Below are 13,467 nucleotides of genomic sequence, written 5' to 3' on the forward strand. Positions count from 1 at the left end.
CGTCAGAACCCGACGCGGCGGGGGCCGGCCGCGCTGCGCACGGCCGTGCCCTTCTCGTGGGCGCTGGTGCGCAGCTCGGCCTGGAAGTCGACCATCCGCTGCTGGAGCCCGGGATCGGTGGCGGCGAGGATGCGGACGGCGAGCAGCCCGGCGTTGCGGGCGTTGCCGACCGCCACCGTCGCGACCGGCACGCCCGCGGGCATCTGCACGATCGAGAGCAGCGAGTCCAGCCCGTCGAGGTGACGCAGCGGCACCGGGACGCCGATCACCGGCAGCGGGGTGACCGCCGCCAGCATCCCGGGCAGGTGTGCCGCGCCGCCGGCGCCGGCGATGAGCACCGACAGGCCCCGACCGGCGGCCTCCTTGCCGTAGGCCAGCATCTCCTCGGGCATCCGGTGGGCGGAGACGACGTCGGCCTCGTGGGCGATGTCGAACTCCGCGAGGGCCTCGGCCGCCGCCTGCATCACCGGCCAGTCGGAGTCCGAGCCCATCACGACTCCGACGCGGGGCTGGTCGCTCATCGCTTCACTCGCTCTCGTTGCCGAGGTCGCCGCGGAACCAGGCGGCGGCGTGCCGCGCCCGCTCCAGGCAGTCCTCGAGATCGTCGCCGTAGGCGTTGACGTGCCCGACCTTGCGGCCCGGCCTCGGCTCCTTGCCGTACAGGTGGACGCGCAGCCGCGGGTCGCGGGCCAGCGCGTGCGGGTAGCCGTCGTAGAGCCGGCCGACCTCCGGGTCCGGGCCGCCGAGGATGTTGACCATCACCGTCCAGCGGGCCCGCGGGGCGGGCGAGCCCAGCGGCAGGTCGAGGACGGCCCGCAGGTGGTTCTCGAACTGGCTGGTGACCGCGCCGTCCTGGGTCCAGTGCCCGGTGTTGTGCGGGCGCATGGCCAGCTCGTTGACGAGGATCCGGCCGTCGGTGGTCTCGAACAGCTCGACGGCGAGGATGCCGGTGACGCCGAGCTCGCCCGCGATCCGCAGCGCGACCGCCTGGGCGGAGACGGCCAGCTCGGGGTCGAGGTCGGGCGCCGGGGCGATCACCTCGTGGCAGATGCCGTCCTTCTGGGTGCTGGCCACGACGGGGTACGCCGCAGCCTGGCCGCTGGGCGAGCGAGCAACCAGCGCGGAGAGCTCGCGGCGGAACTCGACCAGCTCCTCGGCGAGCAGCCCGACGCCGCTCTCCCGGGCGACCCGCAGCGGCTCCGCGCAGTCCTCGGCGGCGTGGACGAACCAGACGCCCTTGCCGTCGTACCCGCCCCGGGTGGTCTTCAGGACGCACGGGAACCCGAACGCCTCGACGTCGGCGACCGAGTCGACCAGCGCGTTGCGCGGGCAGGGCACGCCCAGCTCGGCGAGCCGGGCCCGCATCACTCCCTTGTCCTGCGCGTGCACCAGCGCGTCCGGCCCGGGGCGGACGGCGATCCCCTCGGCCTCGAGGGCGCGCAGGTGCTCGGTCGGGACGTGCTCGTGGTCGAAGGTGACCACGGCGGCGCCGCTGGTCACCTTCCGCAGGGTGGGGAGGTCGCGGTAGTCGCCGACGATCTGGTCGGGCACGACCTGGGCGGCGGAGACGCCCTCGGCCTCCGCGAGCAGCCGCAGCGGCAGTCCCAGCGCGTTGGCGGGCTCCGCCAGCATCCGGGCGAGCTGACCGCCGCCGATGACGGCGAGTGTGGGGGCAGGCACGGGCTGAACTCTAGAGGCTCACCCGGCACCGCCCGACGCCCGTTCCCGGCTCGGGACCGGCCGGGTCAGGACAGCGCGCCGTGGCGCTCCGGCACCGCCACCTCGAAGCGCAGCCCGCGGCCCCGCAGCGTCGTGATCAGGTGCGGCCGACGACTGTCGTCCCCCAGCTTGCGGCGAACCCAGCCCAGGTGCACGTCGATGGTCTTCGACGAGGTCCAGAAGCTCGTCTTCCACACGTCACGCATGAGCTCCTCGCGGGTCACCACGTCGCCGGCGCGCGAGATCAGCGCGGCGAGCAGGTCGAACTCCTTGCGAGACATGGCGACCTCGTCGCCACCCTTCCAAACGCGGCGGCTTTCCGGGTCTAGCCGGATGTCTTGGACCTCGAACACCCGCACAACCTAGAAGACCGAGCGGCGACCGGCAGGCGTTTGACACAAAGTGCCACTGTCCTCTTCCTGCCACTTCGAACACGGGCCCGGCCGGATCGGCCACGCCCGGCGGTCGAGCCGCGAAGGCGCCCTGGCGCCTGAGCGTGTCGAGACCACGCCGACCGGGTCTCGACACGCTCGCTGGCGCTCGCGGCTCGACCAGCAGCCCGGGCCCGTCAGTGCCGCCGGACGGCGACCGGCTCGATCAGGCCGAAGCCGCGGACCGGCCGGGCCGGGAGCCGACGGGTCTCGAACTCCTCGTCGGGCAGCAGCTCGGCGGTGCGGGCGTCGATGATGATCCGGTTGCGCCGCGCGACAGCGGTGAGCCGGGCGGCCATGTTGACCGGCGGGCCGAACACGTCGCCGAGTCGCATCACCACCAGCCCGCTGGCCAGCCCGACGCGGACGTCGGGCATCCGCGGGTCGCGGCCGATGACGTTGATGATCCCCTCGGCGGTGTCGTAGCCGGCCACCGCGTCGTCGTTCACGAAGAGCACCGAGTCGCCGATGCTCTTGATGATCCGGCCGCGCTGCGCGGCCACGACGTCGGCGCAGCGGGACTCGAAGAGCTCCACCAGGTCGCCGATCCGGTCCTCGGAGAGCTCGTTCGACAGGGCCGTGAAGCTGACGATGTCGGCGAACCCGACAGTCAGCTGGGTGGTGTGGAGGTCCTCCTCCTTCGCGCTGAGCGCCTCCACCCGGGCGATCGACGCGGCGAGGTGGCGGCGCCACACGTAGACGAGCAGCTCCTCGAACGGGCCGCCGAGCTCCTCGACCATCCGCCGAGCCGCGTCCCCCCGGGTCTCGGTCCCGGCGTCGGTCCCCGCGAGCTCCTCGATGCGGGGCAGCAGCGCGGTGGTCTCCCAGTCCGCCAGGCGGGCCATGGTCTGGCCGATCGCCCGGGTCAGGTTCACGGCGAGGTCGAAGTCGACCAGCCCCGAGCCGACCATGTCGACGATCACCGAGACCGCCTCGGCGTCCGCCGTCGTGAACGCCGTGTCCGCGCCGTACTCGGGGAACCCCAGCGAGCGCCACAGCCGACGCGCCTGCTCGATGCTCACGCCGGTCTCGGCGGCCACCTCGCTCGCGGTGTAGACCGGGTCGTGGCCGAGCACGCGGCGAGAGAGGCTCCCGGGCTGCTCGGCGCCGCCCTCAGACTGCTTCATCGCGGGTGGTGGCCTCCGTGCCCTGGCTGTGCAGGAGCTCGTGGACGCGGCGCTTGGTCTCCTCGACCCGCGGGATGTCCGGCAGCACCACGCGGCCGTGGGTGCTGGCGTCGCTGACCACCAGGGTCCCGCAGCCGAGCAGCCGGTCGATGAGGTGCAGCTCGATCTCCACGTCGCTGATCCGCGACAGCGGCACGTCGTGGCCGCGGCGGGTGAGCACGCCGGTGCGGGTGATCAGCCGACGGTCGGTGAAGGCGTACGCCGAGGTGAGCCACTCCAGGAACGGCCAGACCACGAAGCGCAGCGCGAGGAACGCCACCGGGACCCACACCGCCCACGTCACGAAGTCGCGGTCGATCAGGACCTGGGCCGCGACGCCGACGGCGAGCAGCCCGACCAGCGTCAGCAGCGGGCCCAGCAGTGCCTTGACATGGGTCCGGCTGCTGACGACGATGCGCTCGCCCTCGTTCAGCAGCTTCGCAGAGATGGCCACGGCCAGATCATCGCACCCTCGGCGCTCCCATGTGACCCGGCACTCACCGGCGCCGCGGGGCCGCCGGGTCCGCGCTCAGACCGGACGCACGTGCACGACGTCCCCGGCGCCCACCGGCACCGGCCCGTCGGGCCCGGCCACCACCAGCCGCCCGTCGGGGTCGATCCCGCTCGCGCGCCCGAGCAGCACGCCCCCGCCGGGCAGCTCGACGCGGACGTCGCGCCCGAGCGTCACGCAGGCCGCCCGGTAGGCGGCGAGCAGCTCGGCCTGGCCCCGCTCCCCGCCCGCCTGCCACCGGTCGTACGCCGCCCGCAGGCTCGCGAGCAGCCCCACCAGCAGCTCGACGCGGTCCGGCGCGGCACCGCTCTCGAGGGCCAGCGACGTCGCGGTCGGCACCGGCAGCTCCTCGGCCCGCAGGTCGACGTTGAGCCCCACCCCGACCACCGCGGCCGCCCCGGCCGGAGTCTCCACCCGCTCCACGAGGATGCCCGCGACCTTGCGCTCCCCGATCAGCACGTCGTTGGGCCACTTCACCCCGGCGGCGTACCCGTCGGCCCGCAGCGCCGCACCGAGGGCGCAGCCGGTCAGCAGCGGCAGCCACGGCCAGGACCGGGCCGGGACGCTCGGGCGCAGCAGCACCGAGAACACCAGACCGGCGCGGGCCGGCATCTGCCAGGAGCGGTCCAGCCGCCCCCGGCCCGCCGTCTGGTGCTCGGCCACCACCACCAGGCCCTCCGGCGCCCCCGCCCGGGCCCGCTCCGCGACGACGGCGTTCGTGGAGGTGACCTCCTCGGCCACCTCGACGCCCATCCCGGGAAGCCGGTCGGCGGCGGCCGCGGCGAGCCGGGTCCCGTCGAGGGGTGGGCGTGCTCCCGCGTCCATGATCACGGGCACTACATTGACCCACGGCCAGCACGGACGCCAACGAGGAGACCACACCAGTGAGCGCACAGCCCGGCGAAGGCACCGAAGTCCCCCAGGACATCGACATCCACACGACGGCCGGCAAGATCGCTGACCTCGACCGCCGCATCGACGAGGCGGTCCACGCCGGCTCGGCGGCCGCTGTCGAGAAGCAGCACGCCAAGGGCCGGCTGACCGCGCGCGAGCGCGTCGGGCTGCTGTTCGACGAGGGCTCCTTCGTCGAGATCGACGAGCTGGCCCGGCACCGCTCGACCGCGTTCGGCCTGGAGAAGACCCGCCCCTACGGCGACGGCGTCGTCATCGGCTACGGCACTGTCAACGGCCGCCAGGTGTGCGCGTTCTCCCAGGACTTCACGGTCTTCGGCGGCTCGCTCGGCGAGGTGTACGGCGAGAAGATCACCAAGATCATGGACCTCGCGATGAAGACCGGCTCGCCGCTGGTCGGCATCAACGAGGGCGCCGGCGCGCGGATCCAGGAGGGCGTCGTCTCCCTGGGCCTGTACGGCGAGATCTTCAAGCGCAACGTGCACGCCTCCGGCGTGATCCCGCAGATCAGCCTGATCATGGGCAACTGCGCCGGCGGGCACGTCTACTCCCCCGCCGTCACCGACTTCACGGTCATGGTCGACCAGACCTCGGGCATGTTCATCACCGGTCCGGACGTGATCAAGACCGTCACCGGCGAGGACGTCTCGATGGAGGACCTGGGCGGCGCCCGGACCCACAACACCAAGTCCGGCAACGCCCACTACATGGCCTCCGACGAGGAGGACGCCATCGAGTACGTCAAGGCGCTGCTGAGCTACCTGCCGCAGAACAACCTCGACGAGCTGCCGGCCTTCGACGAGGAGGCCGACCTGGAGATCTCCGACCTGGACCGCTCGCTCGACACGATCATCCCGGACTCGCCGAACCAGCCCTACGACATGCACGACGTCGTCCGCGCGATCCTCGACGAGGAGGACTTCCTCGAGGTCCAGGAGCTGTTCGCGCCCAACATCATCGTCGGCTTCGGCCGCGTCGAGGGCCGCCCGGTCGGCGTCGTCGCCAACCAGCCGATGCAGTTCGCCGGCTGCCTGGACATCGACGCCTCCGAGAAGGCCGCGCGCTTCGTGCGCTTCTGCGACGCGTTCAACGTCCCGGTGCTCACGTTCGTCGACGTCCCAGGCTTCCTGCCGGGCACCGACCAGGAGTGGAACGGCATCATCCGCCGCGGCGCCAAGCTGATCTACGCCTACGCCGAGGCCACGGTCCCGCTGGTCACGATCATCACCCGCAAGGCCTACGGCGGCGCGTACGACGTGATGGCGTCCAAGCACCTCGGCGCCGACATGAACATCGCCTGGCCGACCGCGCAGATCGCCGTGATGGGCGCCCAGGGCGCCGCCAACATCATCCACCGCAAGACGCTCAAGGCCGTCGAGGCCGAGGGCGGGGACGTGGAGGCGAAGCGCGCCGAGCTGATCGACGAGTACGAGACCACGCTGGCGAACCCCTACATCGCGGCCGAGCGCGGCTACGTCGACGCGGTCATCCCCCCGCACGAGACCCGCGCGGAGGTCGTCCGCTCGCTGCGGCTGCTGCGCTCCAAGCGGGAGACGCTGCCGGCGAAGAAGCACGGGAACATCCCGCTGTGAGCGCCGAGGAGCAGGGCCCCACGACGCCCGAGGCGGCCCGCCCGCTGCTGCGGGTGGTGAGCCCGCACGCCACGCCGGAGGAGGTCGCGGCGATCGTCGCGGTCCTCTCCTCGCTGGGCGGCGGGGCGCCCGCGCCACGCGGTCCCCGGGCCACCTGGGGCCACCCGGCCCGCGGCGTGCGCCAGGTCTCGACCCCGCAGCTGCCAGCCCACGGGCTCGGCGGCTGGCGCACCAGCGGCCTGCCGCGCTGATCCCCCAGGGCCGGTGAGCCCCGGCCAGGGGCCCCCGCCAGGAGGCCCCCTCAGTAGGCCCCCTCAGTAGGCCCCCTCAGTAGGCCCCCTCAGTAGGCCCCCTCAGTAGGCCCCCTCAGTAGGCCCCCTCAGTAGGCACCGTCGAAGTGGGTACTGAGCGCCGTCGAAGGAGGCGCGCAGTGCGACCGAGATGGGACGAGGGACCCGCCGAGCTGGTGCTCGTGCGGCACGGGAACAGCGTCGGCAACGAGGCGGACGCCCGGGCCCGGAAGGCCGGGGCCGAGGAGCTGGACCTGGACGCGCGGGACGCCGACGTGGAGCTGTCGGCGACCGGCCGGGACCAGGCGGCGGCACTCGGGGCGTGGCTGCGCGAGCAGCCCGGCGAGCTGGCGCCGACGGTCGCGATCAGCTCGCCGTACCTGCGGGCCCGGGACACCGCGCGGCTCGCCCTGGCCGAGCTGCGCGACGCGCCCGCGCTCGAGCACGACGAGCGGCTGCGCGAGCGCGACCTCGGCGTCCTGGACGGGCTCACCGGGACGGGGATCCGCGCCCGGCACCCGGAGGAGGCGACCCGGCGCCAGCGGCTCGGCAAGTTCTACTACCAGCCGCCCAGCGGGGAGAGCTGGGCCGACGTCGCCCAGCGGGTGCGGGGTCTCCTGGACGACCTGCGGCACGGCTTCGACGGCGAGCGGGTCTGGCTGTTCAGCCACCAGGCGGTGATCATGACCTTCCGCTACGTGCTCGACGGCCTGAGCGAGGAGGAGGTCCTGGACCTGGACCGGAGCACCCCGATCCCCAACGCGTCGATGACCACCTACTGCCGGCGCGGGCCGTGGCTGGAGCTGGAGTCCTTCGCGGACACCTCCGCGGTGGAGGCCTCGCCGACAGATGTCACCCGCGAGGCCGGCAAGGGCGGTCGGACATGAGTCCCGTCGTCGTCACCCCCGCGGTGCTGCGGGACTGGCCGCTCCCCGCACCGGGCGAGAGCAAGCACGCTCGCGGACAGGTCCTGGTGGTCGCCGGAGCGGCCGCCACCGCCGGCGCGGTGCTGCTGGCCGGCGAGGCGACCCTGCGCGCCGGGGCCGGGAAGCTGGCCCTGGCCACCGTCGACCGGCACGTGGCCGTGCTCGGCGCGGCGGTCCCCGAGTCCGCCGTGACCGGCCTGCGCGAGCTGGACGGCAGCATCGCGCCGGACGCCGCCGCGGACCTGAAGGGCTCCCTCGAGAGCTGCGACGTACTGCTGGCCGGCCCCGGGTTCCTCGACCCGGACGCCGCCGGCGAGCTGTGCGGACGCCTGCTCGAGCAGGTGCAGTCCCCCGTGGTGCTGGACGCGCTCGCGACCGCCTACCTCGTCGACCACCCCGACGCGCTGCGTCGCCTCGAGGGTCGGGCCGTGCTCAACCTGAACCCCGGCGAGCTGGCTCGGCTCGGCGAGCGGGATGAGGCGCCGGGGCCCGACGAGGTGGGCGCCGTCGCCGGCGCGGTCGCGGAGCGCACCGGCGCCGTCGTGCTCTGCGGCGGCACCGAGAAGCTCGTGGCGGCCCCGGACGGCCGGTGCTGGGTGATCCAGGGCGGCGGTCCCGGGCTGGGCGTCTCCGGCTCCGGCGACGTCCAGGCCGGCCTGATCGCCGGGCTCGTGGCCCGCGGCGCGGGGCCGGAGCAGGCGGCCGTCTGGGCCGCGCACCTGCACGCTCGCGCCGGCGAGCGGCTGGCCGCCCGGCTGGGGACCGTGGGCTACCTCGCCCGTGAACTGCTGGCCGAAATCCCCCAGGTCCTCGGCGAGGTCGGCTGACCGGCCCCGCCGCGCGTCCGGCCCCATCCGGCACTGTCACATGGTGACCGGCTGGCCCCCGGTCACCGCGATCACCTCGCCGGTGATGTAGCTGGACTCCGCCGAGGCGAGGTAGACGAACGCCGTCGCCACCTCGGCCGGCTGGCCGGCGCGGCCCAGCGGAGTCTGGGTGCCGAAGGACTCGACCTCCTCCGCTGGCATCGTCGCCGGGATGAGCGGGGTCCAGATCGGCCCCGGCGCTACCGCGTTGACGCGGATGCCGTCGGCGGCCACCAGCTGCGCCAGGCCGCGGGTGAAGTTGACGATGCCGGCCTTGGTGGTGGCGTAGTCCAGCAGCTCCGGCGAGGGCGAGGAGGACTGCACCGAGGAGGTGTTGATGATGCAGCCGCCCCGCGCCATGTGCGGCAGCGTCCTCTGGCACATCCAGAACAGCGCGTACAGGTTCGTCTTCATCACCCGGTCGAGCTGCTCGGTGGTGATGTCGGCGATCCCGCCCGGCTGCGCCATCTGGTACGCCGCGTTGTTCACCAGCACGTCGATGCGCCCGAACTCCGCGACCGTGCGGTCGACGAGCTCGGCGCAGAAGTCCTCCGAGGTCAGGTCGCCGGGCACCAGCAGCGCGCGGCGCCCCGCGTCCTCGACCAGCTTCGCGGTCTCCTGTCCGTCCTCGTCCTCGCCGGGCAGGTAGGTGATCGCCACGTCGGCGCCCTCGCGGGCGAATGCCAGGGCCACCGCGCGGCCGATCCCGGAGTCGCCGCCGGTGATCAGCGCGACCCGGTCGGCCAGCCGGCCGGTCCCCCGGTAGGTCTCCTCGCCGTGGTCGGGCTGCTCGCCCATCCGGCTGGTGACCGACTCCTCGGACCCGGGGCGGGGCAGCTGCTCGCCCGCGGTGTCGGGCTGGTCGTGCTGCCGCTGGGGGTCGGTGGTCTCGGGGCGCTGCTGCGACATCGGGGCTCCTGGAGGTCCGGCGCGCCCGACGGTCCGGCGCGCGTGGCGGCGCGCAGGTACCCACGACGCCCCCACCCATCCCGGGGCCCCGCCCCGGGACCGCGGCTCAGCCCGGCTCGGCCATCCGGTAGCCGACGCCGCCCACGGCCTCGACGTAGCGGGCCCGCCCGGACTGGTCCCCCAGCTTGCGCCGCAGGCTGGCCAGGTGCTCCTCGACCGAGTTCTTGTCGGCCTCGGTGACGAAGTACGACGTGGCGTACCGCCCGCGCATCGTGAGCACCAGGTCGGCCTTGCTGCGCACCCGCGGGCCGGTCTCCAGCAGCGAGGCCAGCAGGTCGAACTCCGGACGGTCCAGCTCGACCGGCACGCCGCGGACGGTCACCGCGCGGCTGCCGGGGTCGAGGGCCAGGTCGGCGAACCGGACCCAGTCGGCGTCGGGCACCTGCGCCGCCTCCGCGGCCGCGGGCACCGCGTGCGGGCGCGGCCGGCGCAGCATCGAGTCCGCCCGGGCACGCAGCTCCCGCGGCCGGAACGGCTTGACCAGGTAGTCGTCGGCGCCGGCCTCGAACCCCTGGACCACGTCGATCTCGTCGGAGAGCGCGGTGATCATGATCAGGTAGGTGTCGCTGAACTCGCGCAGCCGCTTGGCCACCGCGAACCCGTCCATGCCGGGCATGTTGACGTCGAGCGTCGTCAGCAGCGGCCGGTGCTCACGCACCGCCTCGACGCCGGCCGGCCCGTCGCCCGCCACGACGGTCCGGAAGCCGGACTGGGTGAGCACGATGTCGATGAGGTCCCGCACGTCCGGGTCGTCCTCGACGATCACCGCCGTCCACTGCGCGTCCCCGTCCATGGGCAGGAGACTAACGACGCCGGGGCCCCGCCGCTGGGTGTCCTGAAAGTCGGTCGAACCGGGTGCGTAACCTCGCCGGCGTGACCACGCTCGTCCTCGCCTCCGCCTCCCCCGCCCGCCTCGCCACGCTGCGCAGCGCCGGCCTCGACCCGCTCGTCGTCGTCTCCGGGGTCGACGAGTCCCAGCTCGCCGACCTGCCGCCGGCCGAGCTCGCGCTCCAGCTGGCCGAGCTCAAGTGCGCAGCGGTCGCCCCGCGAGCGGAGGTCCCGGCCGACGCGCTCGTCCTCGGCTGCGACTCGGTGCTGGAGCTGGACGGGGCGGCGCTGGGCAAGCCCGCCGACGCCGAGGAGGCGGTCCGTCGCTGGCGCGACATGCGCGGGCGCAGCGGCGTGCTGCGCACCGGGCACTGCCTGCGCGACGCCGCCACCGACCGGGTCGCCTCGGCCACGGCCTCGACAGTCGTGCACTTCGCCGACGTCGACGACGACGAGATCGCGGCGTACGTCGCGACCGGCGAGCCGCTGCACGTCGCGGGGGCGTTCACGGTCGACGGGCTCGGCGGAGCGTTCGTCACCGGCATCGAGGGCGACCACCACAACGTGGTCGGGGTCAGCCTGCCGCTGCTGCGGGAGCTGGTGGCGGAGCTGGGCCACTCCTGGACCGAGCTCTGGGCGCCGCGCTGAGCACCCCGGCCTGAGCACCACGGCCTGAGCACCACGGCTGGGTGCCCGGCCGCTCAGGCCGTGGTGCCCGGCTCCAGCCTGCTGCCGGGCGCCAGCCGGACGCCGCCGTCGACTGTGGAGTCCCGGCCCACGATCGTGATCAGGTCGGGGTCGTCGAGCGCGGCCTCCCCCGGGTCCTGCGGGGAGCCCAGGGCGGCGTCGGCGCCGATGACGCAGCCGGTGTCGACCAGGGACCAGCACACCTGCGCCCCGGCGAGGACCACCGAGTCGGCGGCGACCACGCTGTCGTGGACCTCCGCCCCGGCCTCGACCACGACGCCCGGCCCCAGCACGCTGCGGCGTACCGTCCCGGCGATGCGGCAACCGGGGCTGAGCAGGCTCTCGGAGACCGAGCCACCGTCCAGGACCCGCGCCGGGATCCGCTGCGGCTGCCGGGTCAGGATCGGCCAGCCCGGCTCGGCGAAGACCCCGAGGTCGTCGGAGAGCACCTCGTGGTGCGCCCGCAGGTACAGGTGCGGCTGGCCGAGGTCGCGCCAGTAGCCGTCCAGGGGGTACACGACGGTGCGCCCGCGCTCGACCAGCCGGGGCAGCAGGTGCTCCCCGAAGTCGCCGAGGCCGGTGTCGCCCTCCTCGCCGCCCTCGTCGGCGTCCTGGCTGCGGCTGAGCTCGACGTGCAGCTCGTCGAGGACCGTCGCGAGGACCGCGGGGTCGTAGAGGAAGACCTCGGTCGCCACGACGTCGGTGCCGGGCTCGTCGGGCTTGTAGTCGAACCGGGTCACCCGCCCGTCCTCGGACTCGACGACCGCGTGGTCGCTCGCCCGGTCGCCCACCGGCACCGTGGTCGTGACGACCGTGCACTCGGCCTCGGCCGCCAGGTGGGCCTCGACGACCTCGGCGAAGTCGAGCCGGTAGATGTGGTCGGCGCTCAGCACCGCGAGCACGTCCGGCGCGAACTCCTCGATCTGGTCGCGGATCCGGTAGAGCTCGTCGGCGTTTCCCTGCGCGAACCCGTCCTCGTCCAGGCTGCCGGTGCCCTGCTGGGGTGGCAGCAGCCGCAGGCCGCCGTGGTTGCGGTCCAGGTCCCAGGGCCGGCCGTTCGCGACCTGCTCCTCGAGCGTGGAGCCCTGGAACTGCACCGAGACCCACACGTCGATGACCCCGCTGTGGGCGAGGTTGGAGAGTGGGAAGTCGATCAGCTGGTACACGCCGGCGAACGGGAGGGCGGGCTTGGCGCGCTCGCGGGTCAGCACATCCATGCGTCCGCCGGCGCCGCCGGCCTGGATGATCGCGAGCACGCGGGGCCGGAAGGTGTGCCGGGTCATAGATCGATCCTCACACGGAGGTGGCTACGGCCCGCGGTGCCCCCCGGTGCCCCCCTCGGTGCCCCCGCGCGGCTACTCGACCGGCAGGCCGAGGCCGCGGGCGATGAGCATCCGCTGGATCTCCGAGGTGCCCTCGCCGATCTCGAGCACCTTGGCGTCGCGGTAGAAGCGGGCCACCGGGTACTCCTCCATGAACCCGTAGCCGCCGAAGACCTGGGTGGCGATCCGGGTCGCGGTCACCGCGGACTCGGTGGCGTAGAGCTTGGCGACCGCGGCGGCCTGCTTGAACTCCCGGACCGGCGCGCCCGCGTCCTTCATCGCCGCGGCCTGGTAGGTGAGCAGCCGGCTCGCCCGCAGCATCACCTCCAGGTCGGCGATCTGGAAGGCCACGCCCTGCTTGCGGCCGATCGGCCCGCCGAAGGCCTCCCGGCCCCCGGCGTACTGCACGCTCATCTCCAGGCAGGCCTGGATGCAGCCGACGGCGAGGGCGGCGATCGCCACCCGCCCGTCGTCGAGGGTGGCCAGGAACTGCGCGTAGCCGCGACCCCGCACCCCGAGCAGGTTCGCCTCGGGCACCCGCACGCCGTCGAGGGAGAGCGGATGGGTGTCGGAGGCGTGCCAGCCGAGCTTGTCGTAGGCCTTCTCCGCGGTGAAGCCGGGGGTGCCGGCCGGGATGATGATCGCGCTGAGCTCGGGCCGCTCCTCGCCCGCGGCGTTCCTGACGACCCCGGTGCGGGCGGTCACGGTCACCAGGCTGGTGATCTCGGAGCCGGAGTTGGTGATGAACTGCTTGGCGCCGTCGACGACCCACTCGCCGTCCTCCAGCACGGCCCTGGTCGTGGTGGCCCCGGCGTCGGAGCCGCCGGCGTGCTCGGTCAGCCCGAAGCCGGCGAGCCGCTCCCCCGCGACCAGGTCGGGCAGCCAGGCCTGCTTCTGCTCCTCGGTGCCGTAGGTGAGGATCGGGTTGATGCCGAGGCCGACCGCGGCCTCGAGCGTGATCCCCATCGACTGGTCGGCGCGCCCGATCTCCTCGATCGCCACGCACAGGCTGGTGAAGTCGCCGTCCTCGCCGGCGCCGCCGTACTCCTCGGGGGTGGTCAGCCCGAACAGCCCGAGCCCGCCCATCTTGCGCACGACGTCGACCGGGAAGTGGTGGTCGCGGTCCCACTGCCCGGCGTGCGGCGTGATCTCGGCGTCCGCGAACTCGCGGACGCTGTGCCGGAAGTCCTCGTGCTCGCGGGACAGCTCGTATCCGGTGCTCATGACGGCATGCTAGCCGCGAGGTTA

Annotated in this window: 15 protein-coding genes; 5 read left to right on the top strand and 10 right to left on the bottom strand. The window is 73.8% G+C overall.

Annotated elements, in window-relative coordinates; genetic code table 11:
• Positions 1-2: 2 nt before the first annotated feature.
• The 6 genes from purE to EBO35_RS15115 all read right to left on the bottom strand — a co-directional run bounded on the left by purE (position 3) and on the right by EBO35_RS15115 (position 4,652).
• The gene (gene purE / locus EBO35_RS15090; RefSeq protein WP_122818440.1) at positions 3-521 is read right to left on the bottom strand and encodes a 5-(carboxyamino)imidazole ribonucleotide mutase; all 519 of its coding nucleotides are present in this window, start codon (positions 519-521) and stop codon (positions 3-5) included.
• A gap of 4 nt (positions 522-525) precedes the next feature.
• Complete coding sequence (locus EBO35_RS15095; protein WP_122818441.1) at positions 526-1,680, bottom strand: 5-(carboxyamino)imidazole ribonucleotide synthase; 1,155 nt, start codon at positions 1,678-1,680, stop codon at positions 526-528.
• Between the two features lie 65 nt (positions 1,681-1,745).
• Complete coding sequence (locus EBO35_RS15100; protein ID WP_317983501.1) at positions 1,746-2,078, bottom strand: winged helix-turn-helix domain-containing protein; 333 nt, start codon at positions 2,076-2,078, stop codon at positions 1,746-1,748.
• A gap of 209 nt (positions 2,079-2,287) precedes the next feature.
• Complete coding sequence (locus tag EBO35_RS15105; RefSeq protein ID WP_122818443.1) at positions 2,288-3,277, bottom strand: adenylate/guanylate cyclase domain-containing protein; 990 nt, start codon at positions 3,275-3,277, stop codon at positions 2,288-2,290.
• Positions 3,264-3,770, bottom strand: coding sequence for a PH domain-containing protein (locus tag EBO35_RS15110; protein WP_122818444.1), 507 nt, complete (start codon positions 3,768-3,770; stop codon positions 3,264-3,266). The genes EBO35_RS15105 and EBO35_RS15110 overlap by 14 nt, the downstream gene beginning before the upstream one ends.
• A gap of 75 nt (positions 3,771-3,845) precedes the next feature.
• A complete protein-coding gene (locus EBO35_RS15115; protein ID WP_122819835.1) occupies positions 3,846-4,652 on the bottom strand; it encodes a biotin--[acetyl-CoA-carboxylase] ligase in 807 nt (268 codons plus the stop codon).
• A 59-nt stretch (positions 4,653-4,711) separates the two neighbouring features.
• Here EBO35_RS15115 and EBO35_RS15120 point away from each other — a divergent pair, with 59 nt between their 5' ends.
• The 4 genes from EBO35_RS15120 to EBO35_RS15135 all read left to right on the top strand — a co-directional run bounded on the left by EBO35_RS15120 (position 4,712) and on the right by EBO35_RS15135 (position 8,374).
• Positions 4,712-6,331, top strand: coding sequence for an acyl-CoA carboxylase subunit beta (locus EBO35_RS15120; protein ID WP_122818445.1), 1,620 nt, complete (start codon positions 4,712-4,714; stop codon positions 6,329-6,331).
• Entirely contained in the window at positions 6,328-6,582 is a 255-nt protein-coding gene (locus tag EBO35_RS15125) for an acyl-CoA carboxylase subunit epsilon (protein WP_122818446.1), read from the top strand. Before EBO35_RS15120 ends, EBO35_RS15125 begins: the two co-directional genes overlap by 4 nt.
• A 179-nt stretch (positions 6,583-6,761) precedes the next feature.
• On the top strand, positions 6,762-7,508 hold the full coding sequence (locus tag EBO35_RS15130) for a histidine phosphatase family protein (protein WP_122818447.1): 747 nt from the start codon (positions 6,762-6,764) through the stop codon (positions 7,506-7,508).
• Positions 7,505-8,374, top strand: coding sequence for an NAD(P)H-hydrate dehydratase (locus EBO35_RS15135; RefSeq protein ID WP_122818448.1), 870 nt, complete (start codon positions 7,505-7,507; stop codon positions 8,372-8,374). The genes EBO35_RS15130 and EBO35_RS15135 overlap by 4 nt, the downstream gene beginning before the upstream one ends.
• Positions 8,375-8,410: 36 nt before the next feature.
• Here the strand turns inward: EBO35_RS15135 and EBO35_RS15140 are convergent, their stop codons facing one another.
• Both EBO35_RS15140 and EBO35_RS15145 read right to left on the bottom strand, forming a co-directional pair.
• A complete protein-coding gene (locus EBO35_RS15140; protein WP_122818449.1) occupies positions 8,411-9,322 on the bottom strand; it encodes a glucose 1-dehydrogenase in 912 nt (303 codons plus the stop codon).
• A 106-nt stretch (positions 9,323-9,428) separates the two neighbouring features.
• Positions 9,429-10,175 carry a response regulator transcription factor gene (locus tag EBO35_RS15145; RefSeq protein ID WP_122818450.1) on the bottom strand — a complete coding sequence of 249 codons (747 nt, stop codon included), beginning with the start codon at positions 10,173-10,175 and terminating at the stop codon, positions 9,429-9,431.
• 80 nt (positions 10,176-10,255) lie between these two features.
• Here EBO35_RS15145 and EBO35_RS15150 point away from each other — a divergent pair, with 80 nt between their 5' ends.
• Positions 10,256-10,858 carry a Maf family protein gene (locus EBO35_RS15150; protein WP_122818451.1) on the top strand — a complete coding sequence of 201 codons (603 nt, stop codon included), beginning with the start codon at positions 10,256-10,258 and terminating at the stop codon, positions 10,856-10,858.
• Positions 10,859-10,911: 53 nt separating this feature from the next.
• Here EBO35_RS15150 and EBO35_RS15155 read toward each other — a convergent pair whose 3' ends face one another.
• Both EBO35_RS15155 and EBO35_RS15160 read right to left on the bottom strand, forming a co-directional pair.
• Entirely contained in the window at positions 10,912-12,180 is a 1,269-nt protein-coding gene (locus EBO35_RS15155; protein ID WP_122818452.1) for a glucose-1-phosphate adenylyltransferase family protein, read from the bottom strand.
• Between the two features lie 72 nt (positions 12,181-12,252).
• Positions 12,253-13,443, bottom strand: a complete 1,191-nt coding sequence (locus EBO35_RS15160; protein WP_122818453.1) for an acyl-CoA dehydrogenase family protein — start codon at positions 13,441-13,443, stop codon at positions 12,253-12,255.
• Between the last annotated feature and the right edge of the window lie 24 nt (positions 13,444-13,467).

The sequence above is a fragment of the Nocardioides pantholopis genome (assembly GCF_003710085.1).
Lineage (GTDB): Bacteria > Actinomycetota > Actinomycetes > Propionibacteriales > Nocardioidaceae > Nocardioides > Nocardioides pantholopis.

Excerpts from the sequence above, each read along its gene's own strand:
- EBO35_RS15135 (WP_122818448.1), top strand. The coding sequence starts at position 7,505 with ATGAGTCCCGTCGTCGTCACCCCCGCGGTGCTGCGGGACTGGCCGCTC.
- EBO35_RS15145 (WP_122818450.1), bottom strand. The coding sequence starts at position 10,175 with ATGGACGGGGACGCGCAGTGGACGGCGGTGATCGTCGAGGACGACCCG.
- EBO35_RS15155 (WP_122818452.1), bottom strand. The coding sequence starts at position 12,180 with ATGACCCGGCACACCTTCCGGCCCCGCGTGCTCGCGATCATCCAGGCC.
- EBO35_RS15140 (WP_122818449.1), bottom strand. The coding sequence starts at position 9,322 with ATGTCGCAGCAGCGCCCCGAGACCACCGACCCCCAGCGGCAGCACGAC.
- EBO35_RS15115 (WP_122819835.1), bottom strand. The coding sequence starts at position 4,652 with ATGGACGCGGGAGCACGCCCACCCCTCGACGGGACCCGGCTCGCCGCG.
- EBO35_RS15105 (WP_122818443.1), bottom strand. The coding sequence starts at position 3,277 with ATGAAGCAGTCTGAGGGCGGCGCCGAGCAGCCCGGGAGCCTCTCTCGC.
- purE (WP_122818440.1), bottom strand. The coding sequence starts at position 521 with ATGAGCGACCAGCCCCGCGTCGGAGTCGTGATGGGCTCGGACTCCGAC.
- EBO35_RS15160 (WP_122818453.1), bottom strand. The coding sequence starts at position 13,443 with ATGAGCACCGGATACGAGCTGTCCCGCGAGCACGAGGACTTCCGGCAC.